Below are 17,194 nucleotides of genomic sequence, written 5' to 3'. Positions count from 1 at the left end.
TTGAAAAGGGTTGTTTGAATGCATGTCTTGATTATCGGTGCAGCCGGCATGGTCGGACGAAAACTGACACAGGCCATCGCAGCAGTCCCAGCGATTGACGGCATGCCGGTGGAAAGGCTCACTCTGGTCGATGTCGTAGCGCCACAAGCCCCCATCGGATTTGACGGCAATGTCACCTGCAAATCCGCCGATATCTCAGACCCCCGTATCGCCCCCGCACTGATCGCAGATCGGCCGGATCTGATATTCCACCTGGCCGCCATCGTCTCGGGCGAAGCGGAGGTGGCGTTTGAAAAGGGCTATGCCATCAACCTTGATGGCACCCGTTTCCTGCTGGAAGCCATTCGACAACAGGGCGAAATCGCAAGCTACAGACCGCGGCTGGTGTTCACATCCTCCATCGCGGTGTTCGGCGCGCCTTTCCCCGATCGGATCAATGACGAATTCTTTCTCACCCCGCGCACCAGCTATGGCACGCAAAAGGCAATCGGTGAATTGCTGCTGGCCGATTATGCCCGCAAGGGCTTACTCGATGCGATTGGTATCCGTCTGCCCACCGTGTGCATCCGTCCTGGAACGCCCAACAAGGCAGCCTCCGGATTCTTCTCCAATATTCTGCGTGAACCACTCATTGGCAAGGAAGCGATCCTGCCGGTCGCCGATACCGTCAGGCACTGGCATGTCAGCCCGCGCCGGGCCGTCGGATTCCTGCTGCACGCAGCCACAATCGACACCGCGCGGCTTGGACATCGCTGTGTGCTTAATATGCCTGGTCTTTCCGCCACCGTTGGCGAGCAGATCGAAGCGCTGCGCCGGGTCGCCGGTGATCGGGCCGTCGCGCTGATCCGCAAGGAGCATGACCCGCTGATCGCCAGCATCGTCGATGGCTGGGCCCAGGATTTTGACGCCGCACGCGCCCTTGAACTGGGCTTTGTCGCAGACAGCTCCTTTGACGAGATCATCAATATACACATCGAAGACGAACTGAAAGGCGAGCTGAAAGAGGGGGTAAATTAAGGTGAGCGATCCACAGACAGTCACCATCATCGGCCTCGGCTCCATGGGTTTTGGTGCCGCAACCGCGCTGTTGCGCGCCGGCTTCCGCGTCAACGGCGTTGATCTGCGCAGCGACGTCCTGCAAGAGTTTGCGGCACTGGGTGGTACCGCCTATGCGACCGCAAAGCAGGCCGGGGCAAGCGATATCGTGTTTGTCTTCGTCGTCAATGCCGCGCAGGCGAAAGAAGTGCTGTTTGGCGGTGACGGGGCCTTGAACCAGGCCCGGCAAGGCACCGTCTTCGTGCTGTGCGTGACAATGGAGCCGAGCCATTGTATTGAAATTGCAGCCGAACTCGAAGCCGCCGGAATGCTGGTGATTGATGCGCCGGTCTCCGGTGGCAAGCAAAAAGCGGCAACCGGCGAACTCACGGTGATGGGCTCGGGATCACAACAGGCCTTCGACAAAGCCGCCCTGGCGCTTGAGGCGATTGCCGCCAAGGTCTTCCATCTCGACGACAAGCCTGGAACCGGTTCCAAGGTCAAGATGATCAACCAGTTGCTGGCCGGTGTTCATATCGCTGCAACCGCCGAGGCGTTGACACTTTCCGCCCGGCTCGGCCTTGATCTGGGCACGGTCTTCGATGTAATCCGTGTGTCGGCCGGTGCTTCCTGGATGTTCGAAAACCGCGGGCCCCACATTGTCGAGGGCGATTATGCGGCGCGTTCGGCCGTCAATATTTTTGTCAAGGATATGGGGATCGTTGCCCGCGAGGCCGCGGCGCTGGGGGCCAGCACACCGCTCAGCGAAACGGCACTCTCGCTGTTTCGTGAGGCTTCGGAAGCAGGGCTTGGACTGGAGGATGACGCAGCCGTCGCCAAGATCCTGGCGCATAAGAGCGGCGTGATGCTGCCCGGCATGGGGGCTTAAATCATGGCAATTGCCTTGGGCGCGATCGCAGATGATTTCACCGGTGCCACCGATCTTGCGGCCTTGCTGGCGCGCAGCGGCTATCCGGTCTCGTTGCGGCTCGGCCTGCCTGATAAAGACGCGCCGGTTGCCCACGTTTCCGCCATTGAAATCATCGCCCTTAAAATCCGCACCGTGCCGCGCGAGCAGGCCGTCGCGCAGGCTCTTGCAGCTTATGACTGGCTCAAGCAACGCGGCCTCAACAAGCTTTACTGGAAATATTGTTCGACCTTTGACAGCACGGCTGATGGCAATATCGGCCCAGTCGCCGAAGCGCTGATGCGCGCTACGGCCGCAGAACAGGCCATTTACTGCCCCGCATTTCCTGAAAACGGCCGCACTGTGTTTATGGGACATCTTTTCGTGGGCGACAGGCTGCTCAGTGACAGTCCGATGAAGGATCATCCGCTGACGCCGATGCGCGATGCCAATCTGCTGCGCCTGCTCGCGCCGCAATTGCAAGGCCAGGTCGGCCTGGTGAACCGGTTGACCATCGCCAAAGGCGTCAAATCCGTGCGGGCAGCGCTTGATGCGCTCAAAGCCAGCGGCATCGGCCATGTGGTGATGGACGCGGTAGCGGATGCTGATCTTGCCGCCATTGCCACAGCGACGCTCGATTTGCCCTTGCTCACCGGCGGCAGTGCGCTGGCCATGCCATTGCCTGCGCTTCTTCACGAAAAAGGTCTGCTGCAAGCGAAAGGCAGTACGGCAGCACCACCGGATCTCGGCGCAGGCCAGATCGTGCTTTCGGGCAGCTGTTCCGCCATGACCCTTAAGCAGGTGGCAGCGTTTGAGGACCAGGCGCAAAGCTATCGGCTTGACCCGATCCGGCTTGCGGAACCAAATGGCATTCGGGCGGTCACCCAGTGGCTGCAAACAGTGCCGCTCACAGCACCCAAATTGATCTATGCAAGCGCGGATGCGACCTCCGTGAAAGCCGCGCAGGCCGCACTTGGCGCTGAGCGTGCAGGACAGATTGTCGAGCAAGCGCTCGCTGAAATTGCCGTCGCAGCCTTTGCCCTTGGCATTAGACGCTTTGTGGTCGCCGGCGGTGAGACCTCCGGCGCGGTCGCCCAGGCGCTCGGCGTCGCAAAGCTGCGCGTTGGCCGGGAAATTGCACCGGGCGTTCCCTGGACCTATGCCACAACACAGGGTGCGTCGGTCGCACTCGCCTTGAAATCCGGTAATTTCGGCACTCCCTCCTTCTTCCGCGATGCCTTGAATATGCTGGAGGCGGGATGAGCGAAACAACAAAACTGCGCGAAACGATCTGTCTGTTGGCAAAATCGATGTATGATCGCGGTCTCACTGCCGGATCGTCTGGCAATATCTCCGCCCGCCTTTCCGATGGTCGCCTGCTCGTGACCCCGACGGGAAGCTGCTTTGGGCGGCTGGATCCGCAGCGATTGTCGCTGTTTGATCAGGAGGGCCGCCTGCTCGACGGTGATCCGCCAACCAAGGAAATGCCGCTGCACACGGCTTTTTACGAAACCCGTGGTGCCCGCGCGCAGGCCGTCGTACATTTGCATTCCTGTCATTCGGTCGCCTTGTCACTTTTGCCCGATACCGATCCCGACAATATGCTGCCGCCTTTGACCCCCTATTCCATCATCAAATTGGGGAGGGTGAAAATGCTGCCCTATTTCATGCCGGGGGATCCGGCGATCGGGGCGGCGATCAAGGGGCTGGCGGGAAAGCGCAGTGCTGTGATGCTAGCCAATCACGGTCCTGTGGTGGCAGCCCGCGACCTGGAAGCCGCCGTCTACGCCATCGAAGAGCTGGAGGAAACCGCAAGGCTCGCTTTGCTGACCCGCGGCATGCGGCCCAATGCGCTCACCAGCGCGCAAATCCTGAAGGTCGTCGAACAATTTGATGTGGAATGGGACTAGAATGGTGCGGTTTTCTGCAAATCTCGGCTTTCTGTGGCAGCAGCTGTCGCTGCCCGATGCGATCCGCGCGGCCAAGCAGGCCGGTTTTGACGCGGTCGAATGTCATTGGCCTTACCGACATTCTGCAGCCGACATTCTGGCAGCGCTTGATGAGACCGGGCTGACGATGATCGGGTTGAATACCGCCCGGGGCGATGTCGAGGCGGGCGACAATGGTCTGAGCGCCCTGCCGGGTCGTCAATCAGAAGCGCGGGCAACAATCGACCAGGCGATCGATTACGCCGTGGCAATTCGCTGCGTCAATATTCATGTCATGGCCGGACGCGCAAAGGGGGATGACGCGCACAGGGCGTTCCTCGACAATCTGCGCTATGCCTGCGCGCGCGCATCCGAACACGGCATCACCATCCTGATCGAACCGCTCAATGATCGCGACGCTCCCGACTATTTCTTAAACAGTTCGGGGCAGGCCAAAGCCATCATCGACGCGCTGCGCCTGCCCAATCTGAAACTGATGTTTGATTGCTATCACATCCAGATTGTCGAGGGCGACATCAGTCGTCGTCTTGCGGCGCTGTTGCCCATTATCGGCCACGTGCAGATTGCCTCGGTTCCCGATCGCGCGGAGCCCGATCAGGGTGAACTCGATTATCGCTTTATTCTCAACAGACTAAAAAGTATGGGATATTCGAAACCCATCGGCGCGGAATACCGTCCGTCGGCCGATCGCCAGGATGGGCTGAAATGGCTGCAGATATTGCGCCAGTCTACGCAGAATAAGGTCGCACCGACTGCGATCAACCGGTCAAGAGAACAAAAGGGAGGCCAGGGATGAATGAGGATGGTGTGGTACGGCGTAAACCGGTAGCACTGGTGACAGGTGGGGGGACAGGCGTGGGCCGCGCCATTGCAAAAGCATTGGCACTTGCCGGCTATCAGCTCATCATTTCAGGCCGGCGCACCGCCGTTCTGGAAAAAGCGGTGGCGGCCCTTAGCGCCGAAACCAACGGCAGTTTTTTAGCCGTGGCCGCCGATGTCAGTGATCCTGTTTCTGTCAAAAACCTGTTTGACACGGTCGAAAGAAGCTTCGGCCGGCTTGACCTGTTGGTCAACAATGCCGGAACCCTGGTGCCCGGCGTTGCGCTCGAGGACGTCAGCTTCGATGATTGGACCGCCATTGTCGGCGCCAATTTGACCGGCGCCTTCCTATGCACACAGCAGGCTTTTCGCCTGATGAAGGCACAAAATCCACGCGGTGGCCGTATCATCAATAATGGCTCGATCTCGGCAACGACCCCGCGCCCCAATTCTGCCCCCTATACAGCGACCAAACACGCCATCACCGGTTTGACCAAGTCCACTGCGCTCGACGGTCGCAATTTTGATATTGCCTGCGGCCAGATCGATATTGGCAATGCCGCCAGTGAGATGACGCAGAAAATATCGACCGGTGTCGTTCAGGCCAACGGCACCATGGCTGCAGAGCCAACCATTGATCCGGTCCATATCGGCAACGCGGTTGTCTATATGGCGGGCCTGCCACTGGATGCCAATGTCTTGACCATGACCGTCATGGCGACCAAGATGCCCCTGGTCGGTCGCGGCTGACCAAAACTGCAATCAACAAAGCGAAAGGAGAAAAAAGCACCAAAATGCAAACGTCGGAAGTGAGGAGCCGGCGGTTCATTTTCTCAATCATTCAAATCATTGATCACATTCTGGGAGGAATTGCATGGCAGCTGTTGCGTTTGCTGAAGTCAAAAAGTCTTTCGGCACCTTTCCTGTAATCAAAGGCGTGAATATCGATATTGAAGATGGCGAATTCGTCATTCTCGTCGGCCCGTCCGGCTGCGGAAAATCCACCCTTTTGCGCATGCTGGCGGGGCTGGAAAATATCTCCGGTGGGGAAATCCGGATCGGCGGTCATACCGTTAATAATCTGCCCCCCAAGGAACGCGATATCGCGATGGTGTTCCAGAACTACGCGCTTTATCCGCATATGACGGTCGCAAAGAATATGGCATTCTCCTTGATGCTGAGTTCTGCGCCGCAGGCAGAAATCGACGAGCGGGTCAACTATGCGGCCGGCATTCTCGGTCTGACCAATCTGCTTGATCGCTATCCACGCCAACTCTCCGGCGGACAGCGCCAGCGCGTGGCCATGGGTCGGGCAATCGTCCGCGATCCGCAGGTCTTTCTGTTTGATGAACCGCTCTCCAATCTGGATGCCAAGCTGCGCGTTGCCATGCGCGCCGAAATCAAGGAGCTGCATCACCGTCTTAAAACCACCACCGTCTATGTCACTCATGACCAGATCGAAGCCATGACAATGGCCGATAAGATCGTCGTCATGCATGATGGCCGCGTCGAGCAGATAGGCTCGCCGCTCACACTCTATGATCACCCCAATAATCTGTTCGTTGCCGGCTTCATCGGCTCGCCGGCCATGAACATGATCAAAGGCACGATCCATGCAGAGGACCCGGCAAGCTTCATCGCGGAAGACGGAATGCGCTTGCCGCTTGCTCGCCCCTATCCGCAGGCGGTCGGCCAAAGCCTCGTCTATGGTTTGCGGCCCGAATATATCCGGCTTGACGCGGCCGGCATGAAGGTGCCGGTCGCGGTGATTGAACCCACCGGTTACGAAACCCAGATCGTGGTCAGTTTCGGGGGCAGCGAAAATACCTGCATTTTCCGCGAACGCGTCGATGTCCGCCCAGGGGAAACGATTTCCGTTTCCATTGATCCGGCCAATGTTCATCTGTTCGATGCCCAGGACGGGCACAGACTGACGGACTGAACAGCCGTTGCGTAGCGGGGAGGGAGCCCGCGGTACGATCAGCACATAGCATCAGACGACATCTCGGCATCCGCACCTTGGGACAGCGGCTGCCACGGATGAGAAGTCCCATCTTTGGAGGAGGAGCATGATGACTATCAGAAGAAGGACATTCCTTGCAGGAACCGCAAGTCTTGCCGGTGCTGCAGGCCTCTCTGGCCTCGGCTTTCAACCCGCATTTGCCGCCGAACCAGATTACAAGCCCGAAGAGGGCGCCAGTCTGCGCCTGCTGCGCTGGACGCCCTTCGTGAAGGGCGATGAAGAAAGCTGGATCGCCAATACCAAGAAATTCACCGAGGCAACCGGCGTCGAGGTTCGCATCGACAAGGAAAGCTGGGAGGATATCCGGCCAAAGGCCGCCGTGGCCGCCAATGTCGGTTCAGGGCCCGACATGGTCATGTGCTGGTTCGATGACGCCCATCAATATCCCGACAAGCTTGTCGACCTGACCGAACTCGGCAGCTATCTTGATGAAAAATATGGCGGCTTCTACGATGGCCTGAAAGGCTATGCGGTACGTGAGGACAAGTTCATTGCCATGCCGCTGACGGCGATCGGCAATGCCATTGTCTATCGCGACAGCCATATGAAGAAAGCCGGCTTCAGCGAATTCCCGAAAGATACCGCGGGCTTTCTCGAACTTTGCAAGGCCATGAAAGCCAACAATACGCCAGCCGGATTCCCGCATGGCAAGGCGGTCGGTGACGGCAATAATTATGCCCATTGGCTTTTGTGGAGCCACGGTGCGCAAATGGTCAATGAGAAAGGCGAAATCACCATCAACTCGCCCGAAACGCTCGCTGCGCTCAATTATGCCAAGCAACTCTATGCCACCTTCATTCCAGGCACCGAAAGCTGGCTGGACATCAATAACAACCGCGCATTCCTCGCCGGACAGGTTTCCCTCACCGCCAATGGCGTCTCGATCTATTACGCTGCAAAGAACGATCCGAAGCTCGCAGAAATCGCCGAGGATATGCGCAGCACAAACTTCCCAATCGGTCCGGTCGGCAAGAGTGTGGAACTGCATCAGACCAGCTCGCTGCTGTTGTTCAAGCATACAAAATATCCCGAAGCCGCAAAGGCTTACATCAAGTTCATGATGGAAGCCGACCAGATGAACAACTGGATCAAACAGTCGAGCGCTTATTGTTGCCAGCCGTTGAAGGATTTCGCGGACAACCCCGTCTGGATCGACAACCCGATCCACGCACCCTATGCGCGTGCATCCGAAACGCTGCGGCCGAACGGTTATGCGGGGCCACTTGGATATGCGTCGGCGGCCGTGATGGCGGACTACGTTCTCGTCGATATGTTTGCGTCAGCAGTAACCGGTGCTGAAACACCGGAAGATGCCATGGCAAGCGCAGAAAAACGGGCCAATCGATATTACCGCGTCTGATCCTGGTGATTGAGAGGCGAAGGGTCGTCCGGCGCCTCTTTTTCGATTTTCTGTTCTGGAGATGTAATCCATGGCAATGACGAATTCAAAAAATCCCGGAAATGAAAGCGGGCTTGAAAACCCTTCCCGACCACGCTTGGGGAATAATCGGGATGTGCTTGGCTTCCTTTTCATGCTGCCAGCGGCGGTCTTTCTGCTTTGCTTCCTCACATACCCCCTGGGCCTGGGTGTCTGGCTCGGCTTCACGGATACAAAAATCGGGCGAGATGGAATATTCATTGGTCTGGAGAACTACGAATTTCTCTGGGACGACAGCGTTTTCTGGCTCTCCGTATTCAATACGGTACTCTATACATTTGTTGCTTCAGTATTGAAGTTTGGGCTCGGACTATGGCTCGCATTGTTGCTGAATGAAAACCTGCCGATAAAATCGTTTTTCCGCGCCATAGTTCTTTTGCCCTGGGTTGTTCCGACAGTGTTGTCGGCTCTGGCGTTTTGGTGGATCTACGATTCACAGTTTTCCATAATTTCTTGGTCTTTGATGCAGATGGGGCTTATCGAGCAGCCGATCAACTTCCTCGGAGATCCAACGAATGCGCGGTTGTCTGTAATCGCCGCAAATGTGTGGCGCGGAATTCCATTCGTTGCGATTTCTTTGCTTGCAGGTCTGCAGACTATTCCCGCCTCTCTTCAAGAGGCAGCCTCACTGGATGGCGCGTCGAGCTGGCAACGCTTTCGCCATGTCACGCTGCCCATGCTCACCCCGATCATTGCCGTGGTGATGACCTTCTCGGTGTTGTTCACGTTTACCGATTTCCAGCTTATTTACGTTCTTACAAAGGGTGGCCCGGTCAATGCGACACACCTGATGGCTACGCTTTCCTTCCAACGCGCAATTCCTGGTGGCCAGCTCGGCGAAGGAGCTGCAATCGCGGTGGCGATGATACCGTTTCTGCTCGCGGCAATCATGTTCTCTTTCTTTGGTTTGCAGCGACGCAAGTGGCAACAAGGCGGAGGGGACTGAGCATGGAGAAGACTATGAAAACCGGGAACCAAGCATCCGGCACGCTCACCGACGACACGCAAGGCATGTCATATCTCAACCGTCTACCAAGACGGGTAGTCACAGTCTATATCCCGATAGCACTGTTTATTTTCGTGTTGCTATTTCCATTTTACTGGATGGCTATCACTGCCGTAAAGCCTAACTCTCAGCTGACAGACTATAATAATTACAGCCCTTTCTGGGTCGTTGACGCGACATTCGATCATATCAAATATCTGTTGTTTGAGACCTCTTATCCCGGGTGGCTATGGAACACGATGTTGGTTGCAACAGCGGCAACCTTCATATCGCTTGTCACATCCATCCTCAGTGCTTACGCGATTGAACGTATTCGCTTTACAGGCTCCCGCTCGGTCGGGCTGCTGATTTTCCTGGCGTATCTCGTTCCACCGTCGATCCTATTTATTCCACTGGCATTCATTGTTTTCAAACTTGGGATCTACGACTCGCGCCTGGCTTTGATTTTCACTTATCCAACGTTCCTCATCCCTTTCTGTACGTGGTTGTTGATGGGGTATTTCCGCTCCATTCCCTTCGAGCTTGAAGAGAGTGCATTGGTTGACGGAGCTAGCCGTTGGCAAATATTGTGGAGGATCATTCTACCGCTGGCTGTGCCGGGCTTGATATCTGCAGGCATATTCGCTTTCACTCTATCTTGGAACGAATTTATCTACGCGCTGACCTTTATTCAGTCGTCAGAAAACAAGACAGTGCCGGTTGGGGTTCTGACTGAACTTGTCCGCGGTGATATTTTCGAATGGGGAGCGCTGATGGCCGGTGCATTGTTCGGATCGCTGCCGGTGGTTATCCTCTACTCATTTTTCGTGGACTATTACGTTTCGTCCATGACGGGCGCTGTGAAAGAATAGCTTTATCGCCTCAACAAAAAGAGGCTCGATTGAGCCTCTTTAAACGCTAAAACTGCAATAGGCGTTCAACCTTGCTCTAAATGATTCCGAACGGCCAGATCTGCCATCGCCAAAGCAGCCTCGCGCGTGCGAGCTGCTGCGATAAAGCGGCCATTATGGCAGAAGGTTGCGCCTTGCACGCCACACGCAGCCTCGAGATCACCGTTCGTCAGGCCAGCCCAGGCCACCGGTAAATCAGCTCGCAATTCAAATCCATCATCTGATTTACGAATACCAGTGAGCCCCCAGTCGTGACTGCGCGGGTGAACAACGAATAGCAAATGTTCTGCTTCCGCTTTGACAATGGCCGAACGGAATGGCATCCCGATTGGAAGTTCGAGAACCTGGCTTGCACCGGCAGCCTCGATTGCGTTCAGAACAATCGTTTCGGCTCGTAATTTGGCGGCTAGCCCTGCAATCTTTGCTTCAACAAAGCTACGCGCTATCGTGAGCGCATGTTGAAACGCGCAGTCATCTGCATCTGGCCGCCTATCATCGAAGACTGGCTTCAATGTTTCCAGAAGCGTAGGCAAAATGAGCCCGGCAAGTTGTCCTGCTACTGCAGGACTTAGTTCGCCATTGTCTACGAGATCGATCGGTAGAACATAGCTTTCATCAAACGAGGCGTGAATTATCGCGATGTCTTTTTCAGGAATGCCGGCAGCCGCGAGGTAATCTCGTCCATAATGCTGCCAGATCAAACCAAAAGAACTCAAGGCCCGGCCGTCATCACGACGAGGCGCCCCGCGTTGATGGTGGTCATAAATGCGTGCCGTGTGGTCATAGGCCCCACCAACATCATAAATGATGCGATCATGGTTTGGCGTAATCCATTCAGGATCACGGCTTCGAATGAGTTTAGCGTTCGGAAAAAGCTTGGTGAGGATAACACTCGACATCAACTCGTCGGCATGAAAGCCCCCTGAGTGAGTGACGATGAATTCAGGAATCATGCGGAAAACGCCTCGTAAGTATTTGCGATAGGCCCATTACCCGCTCTGATAGCTGTTAAACCCTGTGAGCTCAAGCGCTCGTCATGCTTTTCACTGAGCTGCGCTGGGGGGCGCAATATGCCGACTCGTCTCCCTCCCATCAGCAGTATTTTTGCTTATTTCGACAATGCCTGCGGACATATAAAAATCTGTCATATAAATATGATAGCTAGAAAAATTATCAAAAGAATCGATGTATATAATAATAAGAATCTGATTCTTGCTCTATAAATCGGCATTTATACTATATTTAAGTCAGATTTATGAAATATTGATATAATAAGCCATAAAATAAATTCACTAAAAATACACAATATATTTATTGATTCAGACTTTTTATATTCTATAAGCCCTCGCGTCACACCTCGCTTATGGAGTTATTTTATGAGGGTTAAGAATTTTCTCTGCGCTTCGGCTGCAGTGTTTTCTTTCGCATCGGTCGCGCAGGCAGCGGATGCAATTGTTGCACCAGAGCCAGAAGCTGTAGAATATGTTCGCGTTTGCGACGCATACGGTGCGGGCTATTTCTACATTCCAGGTACTGAGACCTGCCTGCGTATTCATGGCTATTTGCGTTACGACATTAAAGGGGGCGATAACGTCTACGCAAAGCGTCTGTCGCAGCTCGACCGCGATACCTATGACATGAAGTCTCGTTTTGAGCTTCGTTTCTCCACCGCATCCGAAACTGACCTTGGCACTTTGAAGACCTATGCCGACGTCCGTTACGATTGGAACAACGGCGATAATGGCGCCAGCGGCCAGCTCCGCTTTGCCTATATTGAACTCGGTGGTTTGCGTCTCGGTCTTGATGAATCGAAATTCGTTACCTTCACCGGATACCTCGGCGACGTCATGAACGACGACGTCATTCTCGCCGGTGGTACGCGTACGAATGCTATCAGCTACACATTCAAGGGCGCCAACGGTTTCTCGGCTGTCGTTGCTCTCGAACAGGGCGGCAATGGCGATTCTGATGTCAATGTCACGATCGACGATTACACCCCGCATGTCGTTGCTGGCCTGAAGTTCGCTCAGGCCTGGGGTTCGATCGCCGGTGTCGGTGCCTATGACGCGCTGAACGAAGAATGGGCCGGTAAGGTTCGCCTTGATGTCAACGTCACCGAGCAGTTCTCTGTTTGGGTCCAGGGCGCCTATAAGTCAAACGACGACAACTACACGGTCACACAGCGCTTTGCTGATGGTAGCTGGCGTGGCGTTCGTCGTATCGACAGCTTCTACGGCACTTGGGGTGGCGACTGGGCTGTCTGGGGTGGCGCGAAGTTCAAGGCGACCAAGCAGGCAACCATTAACGTTCAGGCAGCTTACGAAGATGCTGGTCGTTTCGCAGCAACCGCAAACGTTGCTTACACGCTTGTCCCTGGCTTCACTGTCACGCCGGAAATTTCCTACACGAAGTGGTCGGATGATCGTTCCGAACTCAAGGGTGAAAAAGCCTGGCAGGGAATGGTTCGCTTCCAGCGTTCGTTCTAATCGGATCGTTCGTTCGGATTTGATACCCTCCAGTCAGATTTGAAACGATGGAGTAGCGGCTTGAAAAAGCCGCTACTTTTTGTTGGATAGCTCTGACCTACAAGGGCTGAAGCATATGCCGTATGACGGGTGGCGTGTCGCCTAAATGAAACGTGTTCAATGTCTTTTGATCAAGCTGATCTGAATGGGTGACACGAGCATGCTGGCGCTGATGTTCGATCCAGCTTTCGACGATGAAGGCTTCGACCACACGACCGGGCACTGCAACATCTTCCCAAACATCCCAGCGGATAGCGCCATCGCGGTAACGGACTGCACTGAACTTGCGAAGAGCGGTGGTAAACTCAGCAATACGCTGTGGTTCGATCCTGTATTCGATTTCGATCAGGACCGGGCCGCGATCACCTTCGGGACGCACCGCAACCACGGGCTCTGCCCAATGGTTTGAAGGGGCGAGGTCGGTGGTCTGGTCTTTTGGCAGCTGCCAGATGCGGGCCAGTATAAGAGATATCACCAGAGCAATGGCTGCTACGACGAGTGCGGTTGTGACATTGAAGCGCGATGCGATCGTACCCCAGATGATGCTGCCGCCGGTCATAGCGCCCTGGAACACCAGAAGATAGACGGCGAGAGCGCGAGCCTTGACCCAGCCAGGTGCTGCCATTTGTGCAGCAACATTGAGCGAGGTCAGCATGCCGATCCATGCAAGGCCAGCAAGGAACATGACAGCGCCACCGACCCATGCGTTTGGCACCAGAGCCAGTGTCAGGGTAGCAAAAGCAAACAGCAGTGTTGCCCAGATGGAAATGGTGTTTGCAGCGACGTTCTTGCGTAGCTTCTTGAGAATGAGCGCACCGAGTACTGCGCCTGCACCCATACAGCCAAGAAGAGCACCATAGCCCGCAGCATCCAGGCCGAGTTCGCGGCGGCCAACCAGTGGCAGCATCGCCCATAAGGCACTGCCGAACAGGAAGAAGCCTGCGGAACGTATCAGAACGAGGCGCATCGCTGCCGAGTGGCGTGCATAGCGGTAGCCTGCGCGCAGCGCGCCAATAAAATGCTCTGGTGGAAGAGCGGATTCGGTTGGTTTGCGTTTCCAGAAAAAGATCACGCTCAAAACCGCGATGACGGAGACAGCGTTGAGGGCAAAAACGGCTGGAATGCCCGCCACTGCAACAATGACACCGCCAAGGGCCGGGCCGATGGCGCGGGAAATATTGACGCCGAGGCTGTTGAGCGCAACCGCGTCGGGCAATGCCTGCTTGTCAACGAGTTCCGGCACGATCGCCTGAAAGACAGGGGCGCTCAGCGCTGCTGATATGCCGAGGACGAAGGTCACGCCAAGTAGCACCCAGGGTGTGGTGAGACCAGCCAGGGTCAGCATTGCCAGTGTTGCAGCACCGACGAGGCCCAGAGCCTGCGCACCCAGAAGCAGTTTTCGGCGGTCGACGATGTCAGCCATGGCACCGGCAGGCAATGCCAACAGAAACATCGGCAAGGTTGTGGCTGCCTGAACGAGCGCCACAAACATCGGGCTTGGCGAGAGCGAGGTCATCAGCCAGGCAGAGCCAACATCGTTCATCCAGGTGCCGATATTGGAGATAATGGTGGCGATCCAAAGCGCTCGGAAAACGCGGAAGCTCAATGGGCCGGTTGCAATGTCCTGTTTGGGAGGAGTGGCGGCAGTCATCCTGTTTCCTTTTCGAGAATTCAGATGCTTTGAAAGGGAGAAATCAAATTGGGAGAATAGCATCCAGCGCATGGTATCGATTGTACAATGCGACTTGATGGTCCTGGCCCGGCTTTTGTACCGGGCCGTGCCTTACTTAGAGCGCGTTCTAACGCGCATCTTACCCGAAAACCGTTTCACACTTTTCGGGATGCGCTTTAAAGCGCAGGCTTTGGCTCGAGGCGTGGGCCTTTGTGCTGGCTGCGCGATTGTGCGCCATGGACCATGGTGTAAGCGTAATCGACGCCCATGCCGTAAGCCCCTGAATGTTCCCGCACGATGTTCATAACGGCATCATAGGTTTCGCGATGTGCCCAGTCGCGCTGCCATTCTAGCAGCACCTGCTGCCAGGTAACAGGGATAACGCCGGCCTGAACCATGCGGTCCATCGCGTAATCATGCGCTTGCAGCGAGGTTCCGCCCGACGCATCGGCGACCATGTAGATTTCATAATCGGTGTCATTCAGCGCTGAAAGAGCAAAAGTGGTGTTACAAACTTCGGTCCAGAGGCCCGAAACCACGATCTTCTTGCGGCCTTCAGCAGCACCTTTTGCAAGCGCTTCGCGCACTTTCAGATCGTCCCACGAGTTCATCGACGTGCGTTCGAGAAGGGGGGCTTCCGGGAAAACATCAAGCAGTTCCGGATAGGTCTGGCCGGAGAAGCTGTCGGTTTCAACCGTGGTAATGACGGTTGGGATGTTGAAAACCTTGGCTGCCTTTGCCAGTCCAACAGTATTATTCTTCAAAAGCTGACGGTCGATCGACTGCACGCCGAAAGCCATCTGTGGCTGATGATCGATGAAGATGATCTGGCTGTTGGATGGGGTAAGAACTTCGAGCTTGTTGGACATGGCTATCTCCGTCTGGTTTTACGTTTGTGGTGAGGATCGCTTGCGTGACACTCTGCGACCGTGTTGAACCCAAACTAGACGGATCTATAATTGATCACAATTGCTACAATAATTGTTATTAAATTGCGAAATACGTAATAATGGCCACAATGTCGTGTTAAGACCAAAACGAAAAACCCCGACGAGCTTACTCGCCGGGGTTTATCTGGCTTCGTTGCGTTCACGGCGAGATCGTCTGATCAGGCAGCGCGCAAAAATTTCTTCAGGCTTTCAAGCTCGGTCGGGCGGATTTCATGTCCGCCGGGCGCAATCAGCGATGTCACATCCGCACCCTGTGCGCTGAACCATTCAATCAGGCCCTTCGACAGCTTCAACGGCGAGATCGGATCAACTTCGCCTGCTGTGATCAGAATGCGTTTGCCAGACAGCTTCGGTTGCGGGTCCGGTGTCCACGGAATCAGTGGATGCATGAGAGCCGCGCGGTCAAACAGGCTGGGATCGGAAAACAGCATCGATGCCAGAATGTTGGCACCATTTGAATAGCCGAGCGCCAAGATCTCGCGTTCCGGGTTTAGCTTGCGGACCGCGCTTATAAAGCCGAGCATTTTTTCGGTGCGCAGATGAAGGTCATCCATATCATAGACGCCTTCGCCGGTGCGACGGAAGAAACGATTGGCTCCGAATTCCGAGACGTCGCCGCGCGGCGCAACAATGCCTGCATCGGGCAATATCTGCTCGATCAATCCGGTAAACTGGTGTTCATTGCCACCCGTTCCGTGAAAGGCAATGACAACCGGCGAACCGGCAGCACCATCGCGGCGGAAGCTGATATATTCATTTTTCGTCATGATTAACCTCCAAAGGAGGGCGCCTCCGGCACAGCCGGAGGCATCCAGTTATTGAGTTGTCAAAGGCTCGAGATTGGCTTCGATGCGATCACGATAGGCCTCATAGCGGCTTGGCAGTTTGAGTGCTTCGCCCAAATGTGCGGTATCCTCGTCGCGGTCAAAGCCGGGTTCGTTTGTGGCAATTTCAAACAGCACGCCGCCCGGGGTGCGGAAATAGATCGCCCAGAAATAATCGCGGTCGATCACCGGCGTGACATGATAGCCCGTGTCCATCAGTGCCTTGCGCACTTCAAGCTGTGCAGCCCGGTCCGACACCGCGAAAGCGATATGGTGGACGGAACCCGCCCCCTGACGCGCAGCCTGTGCCGAAGGCAGGGCTTCGAGGTCGATCGTATCAGCGCCATTGCCATTGGGCATGATGAAGCGGCTCACATTGCCTTCGGTTTCTGCGCGTTGATAGCCCATGAAGGTGAGCAGTTCGGCACTGGCATCAATATCGTGAAGCCGCATGCGTGCGCCACGGAAGCCGCGGATCGCCACATCCTCGGAGACGCCGGCGCCGATCCAAGGCGCACGGTTTTCGTCCGCGCTCTCAACCAGCGCAAAGCCATCGCCATCCGGTCCCTCAAAACGCAGCCGCTCGGCGCCAAACAGCTGATCGGCTTCAAGGCCAGTAACATCTTTGGCGACAAGTCGATCTTTCCAGAAACCAAGCGACCCCTTTGGTACGGCAAACTCGGTTTCACCAACTTCCCCGACTCCCGGACGACCCCGAACGATGTTGGGAAATGGGAAATAGGTCATCACCGAGCCTGGAGTGCCAATTTCATCGCCATAATAGAGGTGATAAACACTGGGTTCGTCGAAATTGACGGTCTTCTTCACCCGACGCAGGCCCAATGTGTCGGTAAAGAACTGATTGTTCTGGCGCGCATCCGCAGCCATGGATGTGACGTGATGTAGGCCCTTGATCTGGTTCAGCATGATTTTGCCTTTCCGCGGTTAAGCCGCTTTTGCAATCTGTGTTGAGGGCAATCTAAGGTGCGGAATAATTGATATCAATTGTCATTAATATTGTGATTATGTTGCAAGAAATGCAATAATGGCCTTGGGGATCCGGGATCTTGAGCCGAAAATATCCGCGGCTCTCACTTTGGCGTGATCCTGGCAATGGCGGTGGAAAGCGCAGTAGATTTTTCACACTTTCCTCCGC

16 protein-coding genes are annotated in these 17,194 nt (G+C 55.4%); 11 read left to right on the top strand and 5 right to left on the bottom strand.

All coding sequences use genetic code 11. From position 1 onward, the window contains the following. The first annotated feature begins 18 nt into the window (after positions 1-18). The 10 genes from denD to RT142_RS13470 all read left to right on the top strand — a co-directional run bounded on the left by denD (position 19) and on the right by RT142_RS13470 (position 10,028). Positions 19-1,017 carry a D-erythronate dehydrogenase gene (gene denD, locus RT142_RS13515; protein WP_094543933.1) on the top strand — a complete coding sequence of 333 codons (999 nt, stop codon included), beginning with the start codon at positions 19-21 and terminating at the stop codon, positions 1,015-1,017. A 1-nt stretch (position 1,018) separates the two neighbouring features. Then, complete coding sequence (gene ltnD / locus RT142_RS13510) at positions 1,019-1,924, top strand: L-threonate dehydrogenase (protein WP_313029205.1); 906 nt, start codon at positions 1,019-1,021, stop codon at positions 1,922-1,924. Between the two features lie 3 nt (positions 1,925-1,927). After that, positions 1,928-3,205: a 3-oxo-tetronate kinase gene (gene otnK / locus RT142_RS13505; protein ID WP_064323218.1), complete on the top strand. Its 1,278-nt coding sequence runs from the start codon at positions 1,928-1,930 to the stop codon at positions 3,203-3,205. Next, a complete protein-coding gene (locus RT142_RS13500; RefSeq protein WP_094543935.1) occupies positions 3,202-3,852 on the top strand; it encodes an aldolase in 651 nt (216 codons plus the stop codon). The genes otnK and RT142_RS13500 overlap by 4 nt, the downstream gene beginning before the upstream one ends. Before the next feature lies 1 nt (position 3,853). Then, on the top strand, positions 3,854-4,687 hold the full coding sequence (locus RT142_RS13495) for a hydroxypyruvate isomerase family protein (RefSeq protein ID WP_313029197.1): 834 nt from the start codon (positions 3,854-3,856) through the stop codon (positions 4,685-4,687). Further along, positions 4,684-5,460, top strand: coding sequence for an SDR family oxidoreductase (locus RT142_RS13490; RefSeq protein ID WP_064323215.1), 777 nt, complete (start codon positions 4,684-4,686; stop codon positions 5,458-5,460). Before RT142_RS13495 ends, RT142_RS13490 begins: the two co-directional genes overlap by 4 nt. A 124-nt stretch (positions 5,461-5,584) precedes the next feature. After that, positions 5,585-6,652, top strand: a complete 1,068-nt coding sequence (locus RT142_RS13485; protein ID WP_313029195.1) for a sn-glycerol-3-phosphate ABC transporter ATP-binding protein UgpC — start codon at positions 5,585-5,587, stop codon at positions 6,650-6,652. Between the two features lie 130 nt (positions 6,653-6,782). Next, positions 6,783-8,093, top strand: a complete 1,311-nt coding sequence (locus RT142_RS13480) for an ABC transporter substrate-binding protein (protein ID WP_094543986.1) — start codon at positions 6,783-6,785, stop codon at positions 8,091-8,093. A gap of 70 nt (positions 8,094-8,163) precedes the next feature. Beyond that, positions 8,164-9,117 (top strand): carbohydrate ABC transporter permease, encoded by a 954-nt coding sequence (locus tag RT142_RS13475; protein ID WP_374891705.1) that lies wholly within the window; start codon positions 8,164-8,166, stop codon positions 9,115-9,117. Between the two features lie 14 nt (positions 9,118-9,131). After that, positions 9,132-10,028 carry a carbohydrate ABC transporter permease gene (locus RT142_RS13470; RefSeq protein ID WP_039861042.1) on the top strand — a complete coding sequence of 299 codons (897 nt, stop codon included), beginning with the start codon at positions 9,132-9,134 and terminating at the stop codon, positions 10,026-10,028. A gap of 65 nt (positions 10,029-10,093) precedes the next feature. Here RT142_RS13470 and RT142_RS13465 read toward each other — a convergent pair whose 3' ends face one another. After that, positions 10,094-11,020, bottom strand: a complete 927-nt coding sequence (locus RT142_RS13465; protein ID WP_007880356.1) for an MYG1 family protein — start codon at positions 11,018-11,020, stop codon at positions 10,094-10,096. Positions 11,021-11,443: 423 nt separating this feature from the next. Between RT142_RS13465 and RT142_RS13460 the strand changes: the two genes are divergently transcribed. Beyond that, entirely contained in the window at positions 11,444-12,553 is a 1,110-nt protein-coding gene (locus RT142_RS13460) for a porin (RefSeq protein ID WP_064323213.1), read from the top strand. Positions 12,554-12,650: 97 nt separating this feature from the next. Here the strand turns inward: RT142_RS13460 and RT142_RS13455 are convergent, their stop codons facing one another. The 4 genes from RT142_RS13455 to RT142_RS13440 form a co-directional block, all read right to left on the bottom strand. After that, the gene (locus RT142_RS13455) at positions 12,651-14,243 is read right to left on the bottom strand and encodes an MFS transporter (protein ID WP_094543938.1); all 1,593 of its coding nucleotides are present in this window, start codon (positions 14,241-14,243) and stop codon (positions 12,651-12,653) included. A 197-nt stretch (positions 14,244-14,440) separates the two neighbouring features. Beyond that, complete coding sequence (locus tag RT142_RS13450) at positions 14,441-15,133, bottom strand: hydrolase (RefSeq protein ID WP_064323211.1); 693 nt, start codon at positions 15,131-15,133, stop codon at positions 14,441-14,443. Positions 15,134-15,372: 239 nt separating this feature from the next. After that, the gene (locus RT142_RS13445) at positions 15,373-15,981 is read right to left on the bottom strand and encodes an alpha/beta hydrolase (protein ID WP_094543939.1); all 609 of its coding nucleotides are present in this window, start codon (positions 15,979-15,981) and stop codon (positions 15,373-15,375) included. Between the two features lie 48 nt (positions 15,982-16,029). After that, on the bottom strand, positions 16,030-16,965 hold the full coding sequence (locus tag RT142_RS13440) for a VOC family protein (protein ID WP_313029182.1): 936 nt from the start codon (positions 16,963-16,965) through the stop codon (positions 16,030-16,032). Between the last annotated feature and the right edge of the window lie 229 nt (positions 16,966-17,194).

This window comes from Brucella sp. (assembly GCF_032066345.1).
GTDB classification, from domain to species: Bacteria; Pseudomonadota; Alphaproteobacteria; order Rhizobiales; family Rhizobiaceae; genus Brucella; species Brucella pseudogrignonensis.
This window is presented reverse-complemented; position numbering and strand designations above follow the sequence as displayed.

What these genes read in the sequence shown, in the direction of transcription:
- RT142_RS13495 (WP_313029197.1), top strand. Translation starts at nt 3,854, where the DNA reads ATGGTGCGGTTTTCTGCAAATCTCGGCTTTCTGTGGCAGCAGCTGTCG.
- RT142_RS13500 (WP_094543935.1), top strand. Translation starts at nt 3,202, where the DNA reads ATGAGCGAAACAACAAAACTGCGCGAAACGATCTGTCTGTTGGCAAAA.
- RT142_RS13455 (WP_094543938.1), bottom strand. Translation starts at nt 14,243, where the DNA reads ATGACTGCCGCCACTCCTCCCAAACAGGACATTGCAACCGGCCCATTG.
- RT142_RS13470 (WP_039861042.1), top strand. Translation starts at nt 9,132, where the DNA reads ATGAAAACCGGGAACCAAGCATCCGGCACGCTCACCGACGACACGCAA.
- otnK (WP_064323218.1), top strand. Translation starts at nt 1,928, where the DNA reads ATGGCAATTGCCTTGGGCGCGATCGCAGATGATTTCACCGGTGCCACC.
- RT142_RS13485 (WP_313029195.1), top strand. Translation starts at nt 5,585, where the DNA reads ATGGCAGCTGTTGCGTTTGCTGAAGTCAAAAAGTCTTTCGGCACCTTT.
- RT142_RS13475 (WP_374891705.1), top strand. Translation starts at nt 8,164, where the DNA reads ATGGCAATGACGAATTCAAAAAATCCCGGAAATGAAAGCGGGCTTGAA.
- RT142_RS13465 (WP_007880356.1), bottom strand. Translation starts at nt 11,020, where the DNA reads ATGATTCCTGAATTCATCGTCACTCACTCAGGGGGCTTTCATGCCGAC.
- RT142_RS13440 (WP_313029182.1), bottom strand. Translation starts at nt 16,965, where the DNA reads ATGCTGAACCAGATCAAGGGCCTACATCACGTCACATCCATGGCTGCG.
- RT142_RS13480 (WP_094543986.1), top strand. Translation starts at nt 6,783, where the DNA reads ATGACTATCAGAAGAAGGACATTCCTTGCAGGAACCGCAAGTCTTGCC.
- RT142_RS13445 (WP_094543939.1), bottom strand. Translation starts at nt 15,981, where the DNA reads ATGACGAAAAATGAATATATCAGCTTCCGCCGCGATGGTGCTGCCGGT.
- denD (WP_094543933.1), top strand. Translation starts at nt 19, where the DNA reads ATGCATGTCTTGATTATCGGTGCAGCCGGCATGGTCGGACGAAAACTG.
- RT142_RS13490 (WP_064323215.1), top strand. Translation starts at nt 4,684, where the DNA reads ATGAATGAGGATGGTGTGGTACGGCGTAAACCGGTAGCACTGGTGACA.
- RT142_RS13460 (WP_064323213.1), top strand. Translation starts at nt 11,444, where the DNA reads ATGAGGGTTAAGAATTTTCTCTGCGCTTCGGCTGCAGTGTTTTCTTTC.
- RT142_RS13450 (WP_064323211.1), bottom strand. Translation starts at nt 15,133, where the DNA reads ATGTCCAACAAGCTCGAAGTTCTTACCCCATCCAACAGCCAGATCATC.